Annotated in this window: 15 protein-coding genes; 11 read left to right on the plus strand and 4 right to left on the minus strand. The window is 38.2% G+C overall.

What is annotated here, in order from left to right; translation table 11 throughout:
• The first annotated feature begins 14 nt into the window (after nucleotides 1–14).
• From HU137_RS05825 to HU137_RS05855, 7 genes are all read left to right on the plus strand, one after another.
• Nucleotides 15–2,174 carry a S9 family peptidase gene (locus tag HU137_RS05825; RefSeq protein WP_182042849.1) on the plus strand — a complete coding sequence of 720 codons (2,160 nt, stop codon included), beginning with the start codon at nucleotides 15–17 and terminating at the stop codon, nucleotides 2,172–2,174.
• Nucleotides 2,175–2,185: 11 nt separating this feature from the next.
• Nucleotides 2,186–3,844, plus strand: coding sequence for a peptide MFS transporter (locus tag HU137_RS05830; RefSeq protein ID WP_182042850.1), 1,659 nt, complete (start codon nucleotides 2,186–2,188; stop codon nucleotides 3,842–3,844).
• Between the two features lie 26 nt (nucleotides 3,845–3,870).
• Nucleotides 3,871–5,607, plus strand: a complete 1,737-nt coding sequence (locus tag HU137_RS05835) for a peptide MFS transporter (protein WP_182042851.1) — start codon at nucleotides 3,871–3,873, stop codon at nucleotides 5,605–5,607.
• 74 nt (nucleotides 5,608–5,681) lie between these two features.
• A complete protein-coding gene (locus tag HU137_RS05840; RefSeq protein ID WP_182042852.1) occupies nucleotides 5,682–7,190 on the plus strand; it encodes a peptide MFS transporter in 1,509 nt (502 codons plus the stop codon).
• 78 nt (nucleotides 7,191–7,268) lie between these two features.
• Nucleotides 7,269–8,918 carry an MFS transporter gene (locus HU137_RS05845; protein ID WP_182042853.1) on the plus strand — a complete coding sequence of 550 codons (1,650 nt, stop codon included), beginning with the start codon at nucleotides 7,269–7,271 and terminating at the stop codon, nucleotides 8,916–8,918.
• Between the two features lie 101 nt (nucleotides 8,919–9,019).
• Nucleotides 9,020–10,813, plus strand: a complete 1,794-nt coding sequence (locus HU137_RS05850; RefSeq protein WP_182042854.1) for a peptide MFS transporter — start codon at nucleotides 9,020–9,022, stop codon at nucleotides 10,811–10,813.
• A 49-nt stretch (nucleotides 10,814–10,862) separates the two neighbouring features.
• Nucleotides 10,863–11,324 carry a thioredoxin family protein gene (locus HU137_RS05855; protein ID WP_182042855.1) on the plus strand — a complete coding sequence of 154 codons (462 nt, stop codon included), beginning with the start codon at nucleotides 10,863–10,865 and terminating at the stop codon, nucleotides 11,322–11,324.
• Here the strand turns inward: HU137_RS05855 and HU137_RS05860 are convergent.
• The 4 genes from HU137_RS05860 to HU137_RS05875 all read right to left on the minus strand — a co-directional run bounded on the left by HU137_RS05860 (nucleotide 11,308) and on the right by HU137_RS05875 (nucleotide 17,864).
• On the minus strand, nucleotides 11,308–13,296 hold the full coding sequence (locus tag HU137_RS05860; protein ID WP_182042856.1) for a ComEC/Rec2 family competence protein: 1,989 nt from the start codon (nucleotides 13,294–13,296) through the stop codon (nucleotides 11,308–11,310). The two genes, HU137_RS05855 and HU137_RS05860, sit on opposite strands and share 17 nt — an antisense overlap.
• 85 nt (nucleotides 13,297–13,381) lie before the next feature.
• On the minus strand, nucleotides 13,382–14,941 hold the full coding sequence (locus HU137_RS05865) for an SGNH/GDSL hydrolase family protein (RefSeq protein WP_182042857.1): 1,560 nt from the start codon (nucleotides 14,939–14,941) through the stop codon (nucleotides 13,382–13,384).
• 8 nt (nucleotides 14,942–14,949) lie between these two features.
• On the minus strand, nucleotides 14,950–16,179 hold the full coding sequence (locus HU137_RS05870; protein ID WP_182042858.1) for an OmpP1/FadL family transporter: 1,230 nt from the start codon (nucleotides 16,177–16,179) through the stop codon (nucleotides 14,950–14,952).
• Between the two features lie 473 nt (nucleotides 16,180–16,652).
• The gene (locus HU137_RS05875) at nucleotides 16,653–17,864 is read right to left on the minus strand and encodes a BaiN/RdsA family NAD(P)/FAD-dependent oxidoreductase (protein WP_182042859.1); all 1,212 of its coding nucleotides are present in this window, start codon (nucleotides 17,862–17,864) and stop codon (nucleotides 16,653–16,655) included.
• 618 nt (nucleotides 17,865–18,482) lie between these two features.
• Between HU137_RS05875 and folD the strand changes: the two genes are divergently transcribed.
• From folD to HU137_RS05895, 4 genes are all read left to right on the plus strand, one after another.
• The gene (gene folD, locus HU137_RS05880; RefSeq protein WP_182042860.1) at nucleotides 18,483–19,358 is read left to right on the plus strand and encodes a bifunctional methylenetetrahydrofolate dehydrogenase/methenyltetrahydrofolate cyclohydrolase FolD; all 876 of its coding nucleotides are present in this window, start codon (nucleotides 18,483–18,485) and stop codon (nucleotides 19,356–19,358) included.
• A 74-nt stretch (nucleotides 19,359–19,432) separates the two neighbouring features.
• The gene (locus HU137_RS05885; protein WP_182042861.1) at nucleotides 19,433–19,696 is read left to right on the plus strand and encodes a hypothetical protein; all 264 of its coding nucleotides are present in this window, start codon (nucleotides 19,433–19,435) and stop codon (nucleotides 19,694–19,696) included.
• Nucleotides 19,697–19,767: 71 nt separating this feature from the next.
• On the plus strand, nucleotides 19,768–21,858 hold the full coding sequence (locus HU137_RS05890; RefSeq protein ID WP_182042862.1) for a glycosyltransferase family 9 protein: 2,091 nt from the start codon (nucleotides 19,768–19,770) through the stop codon (nucleotides 21,856–21,858).
• A 30-nt stretch (nucleotides 21,859–21,888) separates the two neighbouring features.
• Entirely contained in the window at nucleotides 21,889–22,521 is a 633-nt protein-coding gene (locus tag HU137_RS05895) for a 7-carboxy-7-deazaguanine synthase QueE (protein ID WP_182043326.1), read from the plus strand.
• Nucleotides 22,522–22,573: the final 52 nt, after the last annotated feature.

Below are 22,573 nucleotides of genomic sequence, written 5' to 3' on the forward strand. Positions count from 1 at the left end.
GCGAAACACAGAGGATGAGAAAACTAATTTTATTGATTTGCGCAGTTAATGTGCTCATTGTCAATGCGCAACAAATTACACTTGAAAACATTTGGGGAGGGAAATACTATGCACCCGGACTTTGGGGCATCAATCCCATGAACGACGGTAAACACTATTCCATCAACGAACAAACGGGTATTTACCAATATTCGTACGAATCTTTTCTCAACAAATCCAATTCCCAATCCTTGATTCTTTCGGGAAGTTTTGATGATTATGCTTTCAGTTCTGACGAAAAATATATGCTCGTTGCTACAGGATCCCAACCGATTTATCGGCATTCTTTTACCGCCAAATGGCAGGTTTACGATCTAAATGCGAAATCTTTCAAATCTATTTTTGACGGAAAACCCGTTCAGGAACCCACTTTCTCGCCAGATGCGACAAAAGTCGGATTTGTGTTTGAAAACAATTTGTATTACCAGGATTTGACCAATGGAAAAGTTACACAAATCACAAACGACGGAAAGAAAAACGAAATCATCAACGGAATTTGCGATTGGGTATATGAAGAAGAATTCGGATTTGTGCGGCATTTTGATTGGAATGCAGACGGTTCGGCTTTGGCTTTTGTGAAATTTGACGAAAGCAAAGTGCGCGAATTTTATATTCCGGTTTATGAAAACAACCTTTATCCCTACGAAATGCGGTTCAAATATCCGAAAGCGGGTGAAGACAATTCAAAAGTGAGTTTGCATATTTTTGAATTGAAATCAGGAAAAACTGCTGATGTGAATTTGAATTCTGTGGAGAATTATTATATCCCGAAAATCAAATTTACAAACGATAAAAATACATTGGCGGTTCTAACTTCCAACCGTCATCAAAACAAAGTCGATGTGAATTTTTTAGAGATTCATTCACAGAAAGTATCCAAATTATTTTCAGAAACCGATGCAAAATGGATTGATACCGATAATTTTACGATGGAATTTTTAGCGAACAATGGATTTCTTTGGACTTCAGAACGCGATGGAAATCGTCATATTTACCATTATGACAAATCGGGAAAATTGGTCAACCAAATTACCAAAGGCGATTGGGAAGTAACGGATTTTTATGGATTCAACTCAAAAGACAATTCGATTTATTTTCAATCCAATTCAAAAGACGGAAAAAGAAATTCGATTGAAACACAGGTTCAGAAAGTGAGTTTGGACGGAAAAAACATGACTTATTTGACCGATAAAAACGGTACAAATTCAGCCGAGTTTAGCAAAACATTTGAATATTTTATCAATTCGTATTCGTCTAATTCACAGCCGACTACTTATTATTTGCGAGATGGAAATGAAGAAAAAGAATTGGCAGTGATCAAAGAAAATTCGGCCATGACTTCCAAACTTTCAGCAGATGGAATCGGTACCAAAGAATTTTTCACGATGAAAGTAAACGGCGCCGAATTGAATGCGTATATCATCAAACCAAAAGATTTTGACAAAAAGAAAAAATATCCGGTTTTGATGTACCAATATTCAGGTCCCGGTTCACAAACGGTTTCCAATTCTTGGTACAATTCAAATGATTATTGGCATTTCATGCTCGCACAAAATGGCTATTTGGTAGTTTGTGTAGATGGTCGGGGAACAGGTGGCAAAGGTGCAGCTTTCAAAAAACAAACTTATATGGATTTGGGTAAAATGGAAGTAGAAGACCAAATCGAAGCGGCAAGAATCATTTCTAAATATGAATTTGTAGATGCTTCGCGAATCGGGATTTGGGGATGGAGTTATGGCGGTTATATGTCAAGCAATTGTATTTTCAGAGGAGGTGATGTTTTCAAAATGGCGATAGCGGTGGCTCCGGTGACCAATTGGCGGTATTACGATACGGTTTATACCGAACGATTCATGCGGACTCCACAGGAAAATCCGAATGGATACGATAAAAATTCACCGATTACGTATGCCAATCAGTTCAACGATAAAGAAGATAAATTTTTGTTGATTCATGGAACAGCAGACGACAACGTTCATGTGCAAAATGCAATGGATTTGGCGACGGCTTTGATTTCGAACAATAAACAATTTGATATGATGATGTATCCCGACAAAAACCACGGGATTTATGGAGGGAAAACGAGAATTCAATTGTATACTTTAATGACCAACTATATCTTGCAAAACTTATAAACTCAAAACCTATGTGGAACAAACATCCGAAAGCACTACCTTATCTTTTTCTCTCCGAAATGTGGGAAAGATTTGGATACTATTTGATGATCGGGATTTTTACATTGTATCTCAAAGACGTCGAAACCGGATTTGCGATGACCGAAAAACAAGCTTCGGATTTATACGGAACTTTTATTGCATTGGTTTTCTTGACGCCTTTCATCGGTGGATTGGTAGCGGACCGTTATTGGGGTTACCGGAAATCGATTATCATCGGTGGTGTTTTGATGGGAATTGGTTACATGATGATGGGGATTCACAACATTACGGCACTTTATGTTGCGATGACATTGGTAATTCTCGGAAATGGATTCTTTAAACCCAATATTTCAACTTTATTGGGTAATTTTTATTCGGAAGAAAAATTCAAAGACAAAAAAGACGAAGGTTACAATATTTTCTACATGGGAATCAATATCGGCGCCTTTATCTGTAACTTTTTTGGCGCTGCGCTTCAAATTCTTTTGGGTTGGCAATGGGCATTTATGGCTGCCGGCGTCGGAATGTTCATCGGTGTGATCATCTTTTTCATGGGAACAAAATTCTACAAAGGACATGACCATAAAAAAGGAGTACAACCGGGCGATATGCCATTTTGGAAAATCGTGATGTTCATTTTGGTGCCATCAGCGGTTTTTGGGGTTATCGGATGGTTGCTAAAAGGAGTCGAATCGGCTTCCAATGCCAACAGCGCCATATTTGGTTCGGACAGTACAGATGCTTTTATTTTTGCTTGTATTCCGGTGGTTTTCTTTTATGGGAATTTGTATTTCCGAGCGAAAAAAGATGACAAAAGACCGATCGGCGCATTGTTAGCGATTTTCATGGTGGTGATTTTGTTTTGGGCGGTTTTCAAATTAAACGGTTCGGCATTGAATACTTGGGCGGATCGCTATACGGATAGAGAAGTTACAGGAGTCACCGGAGAAATATTCGGTACACTAAAATTGGCACAAGAAGTTGAATTCAAAAAAGATTCGGTAGCACTTTATGATGACGCATTTCGCATCCAAAAAGAAGGCGACATTGTTTTAAAAGAAGTCAATTATCCGGTGTATTTCCGAAACGATAATCCGGACGAATTTAGGGCTGAAGGCTCAAAAGTTTCGCTCTGGGCAACCAATTTAAGCCAATCCATAAACCCGGGTTGGGTAATCATCCTCACACCGTTAATCGTAGCCTTTTTTACTTGGCTTCGCCAACGAAACAAAGAACCGACGACACCGACCAAAATTGCGTTTGGATTGTTGATTTCGGCGCTTTCCGTACTCGTGATGGTCGCAGCGGTAAAAGCCGGAGCAAACGGAACGGAAAAAGTAAGTGTCTGGTGGTTAGTTGCCAATTATGGCATCATTACCATCGGTGAATTATTCCTCAGTCCCATGGGACTTTCCGTTGTTTCCAAACTCAGTCCGACTAACATTACCTCACTCATGATGGGCGGATGGTTTTTATCGACCTCCATCGGGAACAAAATGTCCGGAGTTTTGGCGAGTTTATGGGATACTTATGATGACAAAGCCAATTTCTTCTGGATCAATTTCGGACTGTTGATGTTTGCAACTTTGTTGATGTTTGCTTTGCTGAAACAATTGAACAAGGTGATGAAAGAAAAAAATATTCATTAATTATATACTAATTTTAACTATTACACATGACGACGAATGCAGATATTAGTGTAGATCAACCACAGAATTCCAGACATCCAAAAGGGCTTTGGGTGTTGTTTGGGACTGAAATGTGGGAGCGATTCAATTTTTATGGAATGCGCGCCTTGCTGACCTTATTTATGGTCAATGCTTTGATGATGAAGGAAGCTGATGCTTCGATTATTTACGGAGGTTTTTTGGCGCTTTGTTATTTGACACCTCTTTTAGGAGGTTTTGTAGCTGACCGATTTTTAGGTAACCGCTATTGTATCATTTTGGGGGGAGTTTTAATGGCTTTAGGGCAAATCCTTCTCTTTTTCAGCGCATCTATTTTTAGCGAGAATTTAGGAATGTCCAATACTTTGTTGTGGATTGGATTAGGGGTTATCATATTTGGAAATGGTTTTTTTAAGCCAAACATATCTTCCATGGTGGGAAGTTTGTATCCGAAACAAGAAAAAAGCAAATTGGATTCGGCATTTACCATTTTCTATATGGGAATCAACATCGGGGCATTTTTAGGTCAATTCATCTGTCCGTTTTTGGGGGATGTAAAAGTAGATGGTGTTCGAGATATATTTGCTTTTAAATGGGGATTCTTGGCAGCATCTATTGCCATGGTCATCGGAACTTTGACTTTTGTTTTATTGAAAAATAGATATGTTGTAACACCGGAAGGAAGAGCAATTGGTGGTTTGCCTAAAAACAATACAAAAGATGATTTCGAAGAAGGAGAAGCTACTTCTGCCAAATTTACTGCTAAATCTTTAGGGATTGTTGTCGCGCTATTTGTAGGGTTATTTTTTATTTTCCAATATTTATTGGTTGACAAAATCGGATTTACCGGAATGGATGCAGCCGGGATGATCAAAGGTGTGATTTATCCGATTATTTATGCGTCGGGGATTTCATTGGCAGTGTTGATAGTTTCTGATTCGGCTTTGACCAAAATAGAACGCGACCGAATTTTCGTTATTTATATCATTTCCTTTTTCGTCATCTTTTTCTGGGCCGCTTTTGAACAAGCAGGATCGTCCTTGACCTTCATTGCAGACAACCAAACCGACCGAAATATTTTTGGTTGGGAAATGCCACCGTCCATGGTGCAAATTTTTAATGGAATGTTTGTCGTGCTTTTGGCAGTTCCATTCAGTATGTTGTGGGACAAATTGAGAGCAAAAGGAAAAGAACCGGTTTCACCATTCAAACAAGCCATCGGTTTGGCAGTGATGGCATTGAGTTATTTTATCATTGCGTATAACGTAAAAGATTTAGGAAGCTCGGGCATGTTGGCGATAAAATGGTTGATTTTATTGTATTTCATCCAAACTTGTGGAGAATTATGTTTGTCTCCGATTGGATTATCCTTGGTAGGAAAACTTTCTCCGAAACGTTTTTCGTCTTTGTTGTATGGCGTGTTCTTTATTTCAAATGCAGCCGGATATGCATTGGCAGGAACATTGGGAGCATTATTACCGGCGACGGGAGATAAATTCCAAAAGGCAAGCGAATTGGGAATTAATTTACAAGGGGTTTTGGACAAATCAGTTGCTTTGACACCTCAAATGGAAAAGGTTTTGACCGATAATCAGTTGCCGACACATAATCCGGTTTTCGCCGGATTTGAAATCGGGAATTTATTTGAATTCTTTATGGTTTTTGTGGTTTTATGTGGAATCGCGGCGGTAATCCTTGCTGCCATCACCCCATTTTTGAAAAAAATGATGCACGGAGTGAGATAATTCTTGTCAAAGACCAATTAATTTATAATTTAGCGAGGATGTTTTGAAAAAGGCATCCTCTTTTATATTTATACATGAACACACTTGAACAAATCCAGAATTTTAAGGGTAAATACCCTAAACAAATCTGGTCTTTATTTTTCTCCGAAATGTGGGAACGCTTCTGTTTTTACGGAATGCGCGGGATGTTGGTTTTCTTTATGATCGACCAATTAAATTTTGAAGAAACAGCAGCAAATCTTCAATACGGAGCAACGCAAGCCTTTGTTTATGCCTTTACTTTTGTAGGCGGACTTTTTGCCGATAAAATCCTCGGATTCCGGAAATCGCTCTTCTGGGGCGGAATTTTGATGATCGTAGGAAGTTTGATTCTGGCCACAGATCCTCATCAGTTTTTCTTTTTGGGAATCGCATTTACCGTCGTTGGTACTGGATTTTTCAAACCGAATATTTCCACCATGGTCGGAAAATTATACAAATCGGACGATTCTCGTCGAGACGCCGGATTTTCGCTTTTTTATGCCGGAATCAATTTAGGTGCGCTTTTGGGTGGATATCTTTGTATTGCCATAGGGAAAGGTGAAATGCTCTCATCGGTGATTGCTGAAGGAGCAAGGTGGAATGTAGCTTTTGGATTGGCAGCCATCGTAATGGTCATCAGTCTGATTAATTTTGTTTTCACTCAAAGAAGTTTAGGTCCGATTGGTTTACAGCCTCAAATGATGAGATTAGACGGTACATACTATCCAATTGAAAAATGGAAAGAATACGGGGTGTATATTTTATCGTTGGTATTTGTGCCGTTGATTATGGTTATGGTAGCCAAAACGGAGTATACTGATTATTTCATGTGGACCATAGGGCCACTGGTTTTAATCTATTTGTTTTATGAAATGTCCAAAGTGAATGCGGCTGAAAGAAAAAAACTCTGGGCAGCTTTGATTTTCATCCTATTTTCTATTTTGTTCTGGGGAATTTATGAGCAAAGTGGAGGTTCACTGAGCATTTTTGCCGCCAAAAATCTGAACAAAGATTTATTTGGATTGGATCCAAATGGCGTCAATAATTCGGCCGGAGCATTTTTCATCATTTTTCTGGCACCTTTGATCGGATTGCTGTGGATTTGGTTGAGTAAAAGAAAAATTGAACCCAATACCGTCATCAAATTCGGATTGGGATTTATATTCCTAGGATTGGGCTATTATGTTTTATTTGCCACAAGATTATTTGCAGATTTACAGGGAGTTACATCTTTAAATATTTTCACGATTGCCTTATTGGTGATAACATTGGGAGAACTTTGTCTTTCCCCAATCGGTCTTTCCATCATGACTAAATTGTCCACCGAAAAATTACAGGGAATGATGATGGGGCTTTGGTTTCTGGCCAGTGCTTATGGCCAATATGTAGCCGGAATCATCGGAGCAAATTTGGCTACCGCCAAAGAGGGCTCCACCAATTATGATGCTTTAATCGCTTATACAGACGGCTATAAACAATTGGGAATTTACGCTGTCATAGCCGGTGTATTACTGATTCTCATTTCCCCAATCGTAAAAAAATTAATGCAAGACGTTAAATAAATAATCGTTCAACCTTGTCAAGGTAATTCTTCATTACGAAAATAACCTTGACAAGGTTTTTTTATAATATTATACACTATGACAGAAAACAACAAAACCTTCTTCCAAACCATCGGATCGCTGAATAAAAACTTTTGGATTGCCAGTAATATGGAGCTCTTTGAAAGATGGGCTTGGTATGGAATGTTCAATATTTTAGGATTGTATTTGGTAGGTTCTACTGATGATGGAGGACTCGGTTTCAACCATATTCAGAAAGGAAGCATCATGGGAAATATCACAGCAATTCTTTATTTGTTGCCTGTGTTTTTTGGTGTGATTGCAGACCGAATTGGTTATAAATTATCCTTAACCATTGCCTACATCATCATGATTGCAGGCTATTATCTCATGGGTGAAGTCAATACCTACTGGAGTGTTTACATGATTTTTCTTTTTGTGGCAATAGGTGCTGCATTTTTCAAACCTGTGGCTTCGGCAATTGTCGCAAGAAATACAGACGAATCGACCGGAACGCTCGGATTTGGGATTTTCTATATGATGGTAAACATCGGTGGTTTTGTAGGTCCATTTATGTCATCTACGTTGCGAAACGCTTATGGATACAAAATCATCTTTATACAAGCCGCAATCGTGATCGGAATCAATTTGCTGATTTTATTGTTTTTCTACAAAGAACCAAAGGTAGAACGTCCAAAAGATTCGATTGGGAAAGCGATTGGAGATTCTTTGAAAGGAATTTTTGAAGCCTTAAAAGACATCCGATTAAGCATTTTATTGTTGTTGATGATTTGTTTCTGGGTGATGTTCAATCAATTGTTCTACACCTTGCCTAACTTTATTGATGATTGGGTGGATTCAAGTGCGATCAGTCATTGGATCATCGAAAATGTTCCCTTTCTGAAACAATCCTTTGTAGACAAAGATACTGGATTGATCAAACCGGAACAATTCTCCAATTTGGATGCTTTGATGATCATCATGTTACAAATTCCGATTTCCTATTTCGTCACCAAAATGCGTCATATCAATGCCGTAATTCGCGGTGCAATTGTAGCGACAATTGGTGTTGGATTGACTTTTTATACGCATAGTGTTTGGTTTACAATTTTAGGAACGATGATTTTTGCCATCGGAGAAATGATGTCAAGCCCTACAGTTTCTTCGTTTATCGCCTTGATTACGCCAAAAGGAAAAGAAGGATTGTACCAAGGAACGTATTTTTTACCAGTTGCAGCGGGTAATTTCTTTACCGGATTCATCGCCGGAAATTTATACCAATCTTGGTCAGACAAACTCTCCTTATTGCAAAAAGAAATGGGAAAACGCAATATCGAAATGCCGGAAGTGGTCACCCATGAACAATTCATAGAATCAGGTTCAAAAGCGCTGAAAATGCCGATTTCGGATTTTGAGAGACAATTTGATCTGAAAGCAGAAAAAGTGGATTGGGCAACGGTGGAAACTTCTTTCCGTGAATTTGCCACCACAAAAGGTGTCGATATTTCCAACGTTCATTTGCCATTTTCCAAAAACGAATATTTCGCATTGGCGGAACAGAAATTGGGAATGGATCATTGGCAGATGGTTGAAATGCTTTGGAATACGTATAATCCCAATAAAATCTGGTACGTCATCGTCGGAATCGGATTGTTTTCTATCGTGACTTTGTGGATTTATGACCGAATGATCATTCGTCCTAGAGAAAAAAATATGAAAGAGATTTAAATCTAAATTTTAAATAAAATGAATTACAGCCTGCATAGATTTCTTTGCAGGCTGTTTCATTTAAAAAAATCTTAGTACTTTGCGAGCTCTTAAAAAATATTATGCAGCAAACAGCTACAACTTCAGATTCTTTTTTTAATAGCAAAGTCTTTGGACATCCATCTGGATTATTTGTTTTGTTTTTCACTGAAATGTGGGAAAGATTTTCCTTTTATGGAATGCGTGTTTTATTGATCCAATTCTTAACCGCAGCTGTTCTGGGGCAGAATCCGGGTTGGGGTTGGTCGGCTGAAAATGCAGCTGCACTGTACGGAACATACGCCATGTTGTTGTACATCACACCGATTTTTGGAGGGATGATTGCCGATAAATACATCGGTTATCGCTGGGCGGTTGTAGTAGGAGCAGCTATCATGACGTTGGGCCATGCATTTATGGCATTGGATACACCGTTGTTTCTTTATTTAGGGTTGGGTTCTTTGGTCATCGGGACAGGATTTTTTAAGCCTAATATGACTTCGATTTTATCTGAAATGTATAAGAAATTCCCTGAAAAGAAAGATGGTGCATACACAATTTTCTATATGGGAGTAAATGCCGGAGCCTTTTTTGGGATGATGCTTTGTGGTTATTTGGCAGAGAAAATAGGATGGCACTGGGGATTTGGTTTAGCCGGGATTTTCATGTTTTTGGGAACTTTACAATTTTGGTTAGCGAAACCTTTGTTTGGTTCAATTGGAGATATTCCTTCAAAAAGAGAAAAAGAAGATTTAGGAAGTGATGAAATCGAAACTATCGGAGGCGTTCCAACTCCTAAATCTACTTCGACACCGGCCGATAAATTGAATCCTTTTACGGTTTTTGATTATATCATGATTGCCATTACAATTTGTTTGGGATTGGGTTATGCTTTCAATGATCCACTTTCAAAAATCGGAGGAATCAATCTTTTTCCATTTAGCATTGGCAATGTTGCGGGTCAAAATGTAATGGCACTTTTAGCACTGGTCATGTTTTTAACGGTGGTCGTAAAAAGATTGATGAATTATACAAAAGTGGTGCGTGATCGGATGATTGCAGTGATCATTTTCGCTTTTTTTGTGGTTTTCTTTTGGATGTCTTTTGAGCAAGGTGCTTCTTCACTTGTGATTTTTGCCAGAGATAATATTGACAGAAGTCTAGAAGGGACTACGCAGACGATTTTTAACATAGTCAATACGTTATTGACCATCGTTCCATTATTGGTGATTTCTTATGTTTTGTACTTATTAGGAAAACAAACTTGGAAGAAAATTCCGGTATCCAATATCGTCTTGATCATTTGTTTTTTAGGCGTTTGGGGAATTGCGATTTGGATGTTGAACAGAGAATTACGCGCTGAATCTTCTGAAATTACCGTGTCTTTTTTCAGTACATTAAATTCGTTTTTTATCATCACTTTAGGTTCATCAGTATCAAGAATTTGGGATAGTAAATACAATCCACCTGCAGCTGTAAAATATGGTTTGGGTCTGATCATTATGGCGATTGGGTTTGGATTTTTATTTTTAGGAACTAATGGTGTAGCAGATGGTGTAAGGATCAGTTTCATTTGGCTAGTTTTGGCATATTTATTCCATACGCTTGGCGAACTTTGTTTATCACCTGTTGGCCTTTCTTATGTGAGTAAATTGGTGCCGGCAAGGATGATCGCTTTTATGTTTGGGATGTGGTATCTCGCCATTGCAATTGGTCAGAAATTAGCAGCCATTTTAGGAGGAGAAATTGAAAATATCACCAAAGAATATTCACTTTCGACCTTTTTCTTGATCTTTACCATCGTTCCGATTATCGCTGGACTTTTAGTCATGGCTTTACATCCGGTATTGAAAAAATTAATGCACGGAATCAAATAAGTTGTAGCTTTGTTATACCAATTTAGGAATGAATGCGTTCAATATCAATATGAAAAAGTACGTTTATATCAGTCTGTTTTTTATCTCACTTTCGCTTTCAGCCCAGGATATCAACTGGATGTCGCTGGAAGAGGCCGAAGTTGAAATGAAAAATTCGCCCGAAAAACCATTGTTCATTGATTTTTATACCGATTGGTGCGGTTGGTGCAAAAAAATGGACGCTTCTACTTTTAAAGAAGGTGAAGTCGTGCAACATATCAATGAAAATTATATTCCGGTGAAATTTGATGCGGAGATGAAAAACGATGTGAAATTCAGAGGAAAAACCTACAAATATGTCAAACCCCAAACCGGCGGTCGCGGCGTGCATTCCTTTGCGTATTTTTCACTTAGAGGAAAACTATCCTATCCTGCCTATGCGGTGATCAATCAGGAAGGACGTTTGGAGAAATTATTATTAGGCTTCATGCCAAAATCCCAATTGCTCGAAAATCTTAATCAAACCCAATAATTCGGGCGCCTTTTTCACGGGTTTTCCAAATGGGAATTTCTACATCTTTTAAGTGATTTGGATAATTGCTTCCGTCGATGATGATTTCGGTTTTAGATGAAATGGAATCCAAATTTATTTCCGAATTGTTTTGAATCAACACATAATCAGCGTGAATGGTTCTATGGACGAATTCTCCATGGGTTAAAACCAAATGTTTTTCTTCGAAATAAATGGAATGATTTGATTTATAATAATTTGAATGATGACTTTTTTCTAAATCTCTAAGTTCAACTTTCCGAATTCCTTCGTTGATTACATAAGGTTTCACCAAGTATTTTTTCAAATTGACCGAATCTGAAATATTTTGAACATACACATCCAACTGAAATCCATCCCGAACGCCAACTACCGAATTTCTGGTTTGATGAAATACGATGATTTCTTTTTTCTTCTCGAATTGATACGAACGAATCATTCGCTGGACTTGAAAAATTAGAATGACAGAAAGCCCTGTAATTATCCATTTGAAATTTGGTTTCTTCCAAATAATTTTAATCAAAATGATGCCAACCAAAATCAGAAGTACTTCGAAAGAATTGAATGAAATATTCTCAAAAACAAAAGCATCAAAACTTGATAGCCAAGCAATATATTCATTGCAAAACGCAATAAATCCGTTAAAAAGATGGATGAAAAAGTTGAATTTGATGCCAAATTCGACCAAAAGCAAAGCAAACATCCCACCCCAAATCATTGCATAAGATGCCAAAATCATCACAAGATTTCCTGCGAGAAATAGACCGGAAGTTTGGTGAAAATAATAAGCCGCAAATGGAAATGTTCCCAATTGTGCCGAGATGCTTGTGCCCAGAAAGGATACGAAATATTGGGAGAATTTGGATTTAGGGCGAAATATTTTTTGATAAATCGGGTGCAGATAAACGATAAAGAAAACGGCAGAAAAGCTGAGTTGAAAACCGATGTCAAACAGGAAATTGGGATTGATCAACAATAGAATCATCGCAGAAACCGCTAACGTATGGTAAACATTGGGTTTTCGTCTGAAGGTAATTGTGATATAATACACCGAAATCATTACAGCCGAGCGCAAAACTGGAGGTTGAAATCCCACAAAAACCACAAAACTCCAGATAAGCGTTAAGCTCAAAAGGATGCGAATCGTCTTTCCGTTTCGCAAATAAATCAAAGGATAGAGTAAAATCATGAAAATGGAAAATACCATCATCACATGCAGTCCCGAAATCGAAAGGATATGAACTACGCCGGCTTTTCGGTAATTTTCTTCGGTTTGTGGATTCATTTCTGTACGGTCGCCGAGTAACATGGCGCCGATGAGGTCAGCAGAAGATTTGGAATAACCGGAATCCAATAACTTTTGGTAAATCCTTCGTTTGTATTTGGCAAATTGGAAATAAGCGGATTTAGAATTGGTTTGATGAAAAATAGTATCTGAAAATATCGTGTAGTGAATATTTTGCCTCCGCAACCATTTGGCATAATCAAATTGATGAGGATTGAGCGGCTTTTGCGTTGGAAGAATTTTGGTTTTCAGCCAGATTTCATCCCCAGGATATATTTCTTGATTTTCTTTTTTCCAATACAGCAAAGCAAAATTGGAAGTTGAAGTAGAGTCGATTTGAAGGATTTCAGCTTTGTATTTTCTAAATTTTGCAGAAGGTTTGTAGATTTCTTTGATTTTGAGTTGAATGAACAGTTCTTTGTCCAGTTGGGTTAGATTTAGACCGGAAAAAGAATTGAATTGAGAAGAATAGAAAAATCCAATTGCAATAAAAATGAAGAAAACCGCAAGTATTTTGTGTCTAAACCAAAAACCTAAACCACAGAAAAGGATGATGCCGATCAGACTCCATTTGAGTGCAATGGATAATTTGGAATCGAAAAAGAAATCGACTATGAAAATTCCGAGCATCAGCCCGAAAACTGGAGCGATGAAAGGTTGGTTTTTCATTTCAATGGGTTAGGTGTACTAAATGTACAAAAAAAACGCCTCGACTAAGCCGAGACGTTTTTGAATATAAGATTTACAACTATCTTTAAGGAATGACAACTCCCGGATAATTGTTTGGATTGACATTTCTTAAAGTTGATCCAAATTTCAAATTGATTGCATCGATGAAATAATTGGCAACCACCGCATAACCCTTTGCAGAAAGGTGAACACCGTCCAATGAGAAAGCACCTCCGCTCACATAAGTCGCGGTATAGGTATTCCCAAAATAGGTGATTCCGGATTCTGTATTCAATTGTTCCAAAGCACGGTTAGCATCCACAAACGCCAATCCATAATTATTGGCCAATTGTTGGATAGCAGCATTGTATGCATCAGTTGCTGCATTGATCGCTTGGATTTCAGAAGGGATTAATACCCAATTGTCAGTCAATGGATACGTGATTCCATTTACAGAAAGTTGAGCGGCTTGTTCTTGGGGAACGCCCATTGCCATTAATTCAGCTACTCGGTCAGTATTTATTTGACCGATTACCGTTTGAGAAGTAAAAATCATCAATTCATCAGAAGTAGCTTGTCTTGATTGTTTGTAAGTGTCTGCTAAAATAGTTGCAGTTCCCATATCCATACCTTGAGAAACAAGAACAGATCTGATTTGATCAAATAAATTGGGCAAAGTTTCATCCTCGATAACCACAGCACTTGCTGCATCTGTGTTGAAAACAACTTTTCTTTCCGGAACACCCAAATAATCAAACACTGCATTCAATTGCCCGAATTGCGCGTTCAAAGCAGGGATCATAGCACCAAAAGAAGGATTACTCGGATCCAAAGGCGCATAAGGAACGGTTGTAAAGAAAGGAATATTGGTAATTCCCGGAACATTTGCAATTGCTCCTTTTGCTCCACCTTGATTGATTAAAGTTTCCAGAATCATTTGGATAGAACCGGCGACAACTTGTGGATGCGAAATATCATTGCTTCCATAAGTGGTAACATCTGTATTGTTTGCAGCCATTTGGTTCGTACCTACACCACCACTGGTTGCATAAGAAAGAACGTCATTAGAACCAATCCATAGCGAAACAAAAGTTGGCGCTTGAGCCGCAGCATCTGCCAAAACAGTTGTCGTTGAAGAAGAAGCAAATCTCACGAAATAAGGATTGGCATAAGTTCCAATTCCGGCAGGATCACCATAATTTGGGGCTAATAAATGATAGGATTTTGCTCCAGGAACACCCATATTGCCAAAAGGACCTCCCGAGGCTGGTGTCAAAGGAGATTGTGCAGGTGTTGAAACAGGCGTCAAACTTCCATCTACCAACTGTAAAGTCATCCTTCCTGCAACACCTAGATTGGTAAATCCACCGATGTCATCCGGCATCAAAGGTTGAGCAAAACTTCCTCCACCGGCCATAGCCATTTGCGTAGCCAACATGTTTGGATAAGAGTTTACCTGACCGCTTGAAAAAAGTGCATTGTCAGAATATCCAGAAGTCAAAGAATTTCCCAAAGCGATATATTTGCTGAAATCAGCTTCACCGGAAGTTACGACAAAGTCTTCTACCGGTTCGTCAAAATCGGGTTCACAACTTGCAAAGGCTACCAATGAAGTTGCAATTAATATTTTTGATAAATTTTTCATGTTTCTCATTAATTAAAGTTATAAGAAAGACCCAAACCAAATGAAGCAGCACGTAATGAAACATCTCCTTCAAATCCGGTTTCTACATTGTGAACATAGCGTTCTTTTCCTATGTTATATTGTCCGTACAAATCCACATTCAATCCGCCAAAAGTCAATCCCAAACCACCGTTTAGTGAATGACGGGTCGTTTCAGGCGTTTCAGGTGACCAGTGTTCTGAAGGTGACACAAATTCGTCGAAATAATATCCCAAACGAACCGCCAATAAATCGGTTGCTTGGTATTCGCCACCTACTTTCCAAACCGCACGGTCGATAAAGTTTTTGGTCGCATAAGAATCATAAGTTTCGCCGGTAGAAGTATTGTTCAACTGAATGTCCAAACTTCTGTATCTTCCCCAACCATGAACTGAAACCTCACCTGCCAACATCAATTTGGAAGTGGCTTGGTAAGAAAATCCTGCTAAAAATTCCGAAACCAAAGGTAACATCGCTGAGAATTCATCAGATGCAAAAGGCATTGTAGAGCCCAATGCTGTAGGGACATCTGTCCAAGTAACTTCACCGTAATTCGCTTTCATATCAACCGGAGATCGATAAGCCAAACCGATGTTCAATCTTTCTGTCGGTCTGAAATAAGCTCCGATGTTAAATCCTAAACCATGCGCATCTGTATCATCAATTTCCAATCCTATGTCATTTCCGGCAACACTCATCGTTCTTTGCAGATTTACAGAACCCATCGCATAGATAAATCCGGCACCCGCACTGAACCATTCGTTAAATTTCACCGCAACCGTAGGTTGTATGAAATAAGATTTAAGTGAAATTTCAGTAATATTTGCTTTTCCTGCCCAGTCTTCCGGCCATTTCACTGAACTACCAAATGGTGTAGTGAAACTCAAACCAACGGTGACATCTTCAATAGGACGATAGGACGCCGCAAAGTAAATAGGCGTTCCCAATGGGCTGTCCGTCTCTGCAGATTCCAGTGTTTTGGGGTTTTGCCAACTCACATTGTTGATGATTCCAAAACCACCTGCTGCAATGCTCAATTTACTTTCTACAAAAGCAAGACCCGCAGGATTGTAAAATGCAATACTCGCATCTCGGGCATGCATGACACTGGTAAGTCCCATAGATGCCTGTCTGACACCTTGAAAGGAAACGCGGTATCCACCTGCAAAAGCTGTAGTACCTAACCCAAACAAGAGTGCAATTAAAAAAACTCTTCTCATGTATTGATTCAATTTAAATGTTAATGTATCGTTAACAAATGTAAATAAAATTATTGAATTGTTATGCGTACATAGTAAAATTTCCTATTTCGCTACTGTTAAATAAATTAGCTGAATTTGAATTGGTGTACATTTTACACTTTGGGCGTCTCCGCCTGACGGACGGACAGGCGGTCGGGCTCTTCCGGGGTTCCGTATGCCGCCAAAGAAAATCAGAACGTAATAGGCGGCACACCAAGCCCTCCGATCCCTGACGCAAACCCGTTATCTAATTCAAAATATTTTTTTAAATATTAAAATCCGTTAGGATTTAGATATGGGTAAAAAAACAAAAGAACCGCATTTGCCCCATTCGGGGTCGCAACTGAGGTATCCATTAATTTCTACACACATTCGATTTCTCCGAAGTCATTTCATTTATACTAAAAAACGAAAGGTTTGGCCTTAATAACGATTGCTGTTTCCATTTCTAACTATAAAAATTCATTTTTTAAAGTCTCAGAAATGATAAAACCTTCGCTCCAACAAGCTTGAAAATTAAATCCACCCGTGATGGCGTCAATATTTAATATTTCTCCGGCGATGAACAAATTGGGGACAATTTTGCTTTCCATCTTTTTGAAATTGATTTCTTTCAAATCCACACCGCCCGCCGTTACAAATTCTTCTTTGAACGTACTTTTTCCTTTTACTTGGTAAATTCCTTTAGTTAATTCTGAAGCTATTTTTTCCAATTGATTTTTGGTCAAATGGGAGTAAGTTAAATCCGTCGGAATGGGAGTGATCTCTAAAATCCTTTGCCAAAATCGTTTGGGGAAACCAAAGGGATTGATTTTATAAACGGACTTTTTTCCGTTTTCCAATTTGAATTCATTTAAAAATTCACAACATGCTTCATATTCTTTTTGGACGAAATTGATTTTGATTTCAAATTCATAATTCAAACGATTCAATTCAATCGCTCCCCAAGCTGAAAGCCGTAAAATTCCCGGTCCACTCAGCCCCCAATGCGTGATCAACATCGGTCCTTCTGCTTCCATTTTGATTTGTGGAATCGAGATTTCTGCCCATTCGAAACTGATACCCATCAAATCCTTCAATCGTTTATCTTTGATGTTAAACGTAAAAAGCGAAGGAATGGGTTTGACAATGCCATGACCTAAATTTCGAAGTATTTCCATCGATTTATTGCTGCTTCCCGGCGTGAAAATGACGGTTTCAAATTTATAAGAACCTGATTTCGTTTCAATTAAAAACGAATGCTCTTTCTTAGAAATTTTTTGAACCGTTTCGCTCAATTTGATTTCCACCAGATTTTTTTCTGTTTCATTCATCAAACATTCGATAATGCTCATGGAATTATCCGAAACCGGAAAAATACGGTTGTCATCTTCTATTTTCAATGGAACTTTACGGCTTTCAAACCACTCCATCGTGTCTCCTGGTTGGAATTGATGGAAAACACTCCGCAGTTCTTTTTTGCCACGGGGATAAAATTCTACCAATTCTTTAGGGTCAAAACAAGCATGCGTCACATTGCACCGACCGCCTCCGGAAACACTGACTTTCTGAAGAGGAGCAGAAGACTGTTCAAACAAAACCGTTTGACTTCCCAATTCCTTTCCCAAATTGGCTGCAGTGAAAAATCCGGCGGCACCTCCGCCGATGATGGCTATTTTTTTCATTTTTTCGAAGTTCGAATTTCGTTTTGCGAATTTCGCTTAAAATTTGAATCTATAAAAATGTGTTTAGTACACGACAAAAATTGTATATGGTTGATGAAAATAACTTTAACCACATAGGGACAGAGTCTTTTTTGAAGATTAAGTTTTTATAGTATCCGCCTTTGGCGGTATAGGGTTATATAATTCATTTTCATGATTCTATGTTCCACGAAAAGTGGAAACTATTTTAACTAATGCGCACTGATAAATAAGAAAAAACTATGTGTCTATGTGGTTGCATTACAATTTATTATATTTTTTGTCGTGTACTGAAAAAAATGTGAATAAATCTGTGGTGTATTTTGAGAACTTATGATTTAAGTTTTCTCTCCTTAAATCAACTTATTGATTCCTGAAAAAAAAACTTAACAAATTGAATTGTAGGTAAATGTGTGGTTGGTTTAATTCACGTCAACTTTAAATCTTAATTTTTTTATATCGAACTCCTATGTTAATTTAAATAGGCACTTATGGTTTATTTTGAATTAAAAATTTATGTAGACTAATCCTCAACATTAAACCTTAAACTTTGAACTTTAAACTTGAAAGATTCGTATTTTTACGCAAAATTATTTCGGTATGCAAATTTTAGACGGTATCAAGTTGGCCAAAGAAATCAAACAAGAAATTAAAAGTTCTGTTGAAGAAGCTGTGAGTCAAGGGAAAAGACCACCTCATTTGGCGGCTGTTTTGGTCGGGAATGATGGTGCGAGTCAAACTTATGTGAACAATAAAATCAAGGATTGTGAATTTGTTGGTTTTAAATCTTCATTGGTGAAATTGCCCAATACCGTTTCCCAAACCGAATTGATCGAAGAAATCGAAAAATTGAACAATCAAGAAGATTTGGATGGTTTCATCGTCCAACTTCCGCTTCCTTCTCAAATCGACCAAGAAGAAATCATCGAAGCCATCGATCCTAAAAAAGATGTAGACGGATTTCATCCGGAAAATTTTGGGAAAATGGCGTTGGATATGAGTACTTTTTTACCGGCAACACCTTTTGGGATTTTAGAAATGCTAGAACGCTACGAAATCCCGACCAAAGGAAAACATGCCGTGATCATCGGTAGAAGTAGAATCGTAGGTCGTCCGATGAGTATTTTGATGGGAAGAAAAGATTTTCCGGGAAACAGTACCGTTACCTTAACTCACAGTAATACCGAAAATTTAGCCGAATATACTCAACACGCCGATATCGTCATCACAGCACTCGGTGTTCCCGGGTTTTTAAAGGCCGACATGATCAAAGAAGGCGCTGTGGTCATCGACGTTGGAATCACCAGAGTCGATGATGATTCTGAAAAAGGATATTCACTAGTGGGTGATGTGGATTTTGAAAATGTTAAAAATAAAGCTTCCTGGATCACGCCTGTGCCGGGTGGAGTAGGCCCTATGACTCGGGCTATGTTGTTGAAAAACACACTTTTAGCCTATAAGAGCAATATTCGATAAGCTTCTTGCGTTGTAGTTTAGAACTAATCTTACAAATTTTTTACCTAAATTGAGTTTGTTCTAATTACATTTTTATGAAAAGAAGGAATTTTATCAAAAAAGCAGGTCAACTTCTTTTGTTGACTTCCGCAGTTTCAGTTACAGGAATGTCAGTAATTAGCTGTTCAGACGATGATGATTCGTTTGGAGATGGATACTATGGTGATGGTTATTATGGAGATGGATATTATGACGATGGATATTATGACGATGGTTACTATGATGATGGTTACTATGATGATGGTTACTATGATGATGGTTACTATGATGATGGTTACTATGATGATGATGACGATTAAATGTTAACCCTAAAAAGTAGAAATGGACATTGCCTTTTAATGGGAATGTCCGTTTTTCATTTCTTTCCAAATTGAAAAAAATACTATTCCTTCATGATACGCGTTTGGATACGCCTCGTGGCGCCGAGTTGACCATTTTACAATTGATGAAATTGGGCGAAGAAAAAGGTTTGGATACAAAAGCCGATTTGTTGCGCAATTTTGAACAAACCAAAATGTCCATTGCTGCAGCTGATTTGGTGATTGTTAACTCAACTTCTCGATGTCCTTATGAAATCGAATTGATTCAATTTTTGGTTGATCACAACATCAATTACATCAAAATTGAATTTGACTATAATTTCTGTGTCAGACGAAATATTTATTGCACCATCACCAAATCGGTTTCCAAATGTTGTCACAACGATAAGTTTCATCATTTCAGAGAATTGTTCAAACATGCTTTTCGAAATATTTTTCAGTCCCCCGCACATTTTAAAGCACATAAAGAATTTTATGGCGAAGCTATTCAAAACCCAATCATCATGCCGCCGACTGTGGAAGTGGAACGGCTCCAGATTTCGGAAAAAAAACTTGAAAACATCATTCCATTTTTTGGGAGCTTGAACAATTTAAAAGGGGGAAATGCTTATTTGGATTATGCAGAAAACCATCCCGAAATGGAATTTCATGTGTATGGCAACAATCAATTGGAACGGGAAATTCCGGAAAACGTTCAATTTTTCTCACCCATTTCAAACGATGAAGTTTTGAAAATTTTGGGTCAAACCAAAACCTTTATTTGTCAGCCCGTTTGGCCGGAACCCAGTGGAAGATTGGCTGCAGAAGCATTTCTCTCAGGCTGTGAAATCATTTCAAATAACAGAGTTGGAACCTTTTCTTTTGATTTTTATCCAAATGATCCATCTCGCGCTTATCAAGAAATGAAAGAAAGTCCGGATTTGTTTTTTCAAGCGGTAGGGGATTTCTTTTCAGAAAAGGAATTGGAAATCCATCCAAAATGGAAGAATGTATTGATTTACAAATCTTATGGCGGTCTCGGAGATATTTTTTTCTGTATTCCGTCTCTACTTTTGTTTCAAAACGTTGCAGAAAAATTGAGTTTTGCCGTTGAATCCAGATTGATTCCTTTTTTTGAAAAATATTTCCCTCAACTCAAAGTCGTGGATGCCGTAGAGGTGAAAGAAAGAGAATCGGATTTTGATTGTATCATTGATCTCGGAAACTGTCCGGCTTTTGGCGGATATGCCATTCCGCATGTCATTCGTTATCCAACTCATAAGAAGTTAAAACAACATGTCATTCATCATTATATAGACGGTTTGGCGCGTTTGCATAAAGAAGTACAACCGGAAATCTATCAACGGTATCCTTATATTTCTTCGAAACCAAAGGAATTAGCGTATACAATTCATCCCGGTGCGGGATTTCTATTGAAAATTTGGCCGACTAAAAAATATGCAGAGTTGATAGAGAAAATTCATGCTCTTTTTCCTGAATTAAAATGCAGAATCATCATTGGTCCAAACGATCCCAATCCTGTCGATTTTATGAAAATTCCAACCGATTTCATCGAACTCGTAACGGGTGATTTATTGGCGGTTGGAGAAGCGATGGAAACAGCGCTTTTTCATATAGGCAATGACGCCGGAATCACGCATGTTGCGGGTGGATTCAATTTGCCGACTTTGGCGATTTATGGCCCGACCGGTCCCGGAGCTTGGGGAAGTTTCTCCGAAATCAACGAAATCGTTTGGGGAAAGAAAGGCGTTTGTAATCTGCGATGCAATTATGAAGTGATCTTGAATTGTGAGCACCGGATTTGTTTGAATTCCATAACATCCGATCGGGTTTTGAACCATTTGTTTCAATTGTTTAACAAAATGGAGAATTTGGAAGCCGGGAATCAAATTCTTTTTGGGCAAAATAATTCGTGGAAACGAGAGAAAAACGATTTTATCCTCCAAAAATATGATGATGAATTTTTAGTTGAATTTCATAATCAATCAGAAGCCGATTATTTCGAAACCTTATTAAAACAGCCATTTGATTTCTCAGAAGAATTTCCCGATTCGATTTACCAAGTTTTAGAAGTATTGATCGAAAAAGAAATTTTCTTCGAACTGCCCGATTTTTCAAATTGGAAATCAGAGAATTCCTAAAAGATTTAGTTTTACCTTTGCCAGATGCAAATGATAGGTGAAGAAAAAGAAGTTTTGAAGCGAGAAGGAAAATTTCTTCCTTTGATGGAGCATTTCTATACGTTGCAAGGCGAAGGAATGCATGCCGGAAAAGCGGCGTATTTCATCAGACTTGCAGGCTGTGATGTGGGGTGTCATTGGTGCGATGTAAAAGACAGTTGGGATGAAAATACGCATCCGCTGACCGATATGAAAGCACTCGCCAAAGAAGCGACTGATTTGTCCAAAACCATTGTGATCACCGGAGGAGAGCCTTTGATGTGGAATTTGGATTTTCTCACTTCAAAATTAAAAGAATTTGGTGCAACTATTCACATCGAAACTTCTGGTGCTTATTCGCTTTCTGGTCAATTGGACTGGATCACGCTTTCTCCCAAAAAAAGAGCAGAAGTAAAACCCGACGTTTTGGAAAAAGCTTCAGAGTTGAAATGCATCATTTTTAACAATGATGATTTCAGGTTTGCAGAAAAACATGCGGCTTTGGTTTCGCCAGATTGTAAGCTGTATTTACAAGTTGAATGGAGCAAAAAGGAGAAAATGTCACCTTTGGTGGTTGAATATGTGAAGCAAAATCCACAATGGCAGGTTTCCGTCCAAACTCATAAATATTTGGATATTCCCTAAGTGCCGTAAAGTTCGATTTCCGAAGTTTCTGCTTGAAAAAACCGTATCTTTC

Origin of the sequence: Moheibacter lacus, assembly GCF_014042165.1 — a bacterium.
GTDB lineage: Bacteria > Bacteroidota > Bacteroidia > Flavobacteriales > Weeksellaceae > Moheibacter > Moheibacter lacus.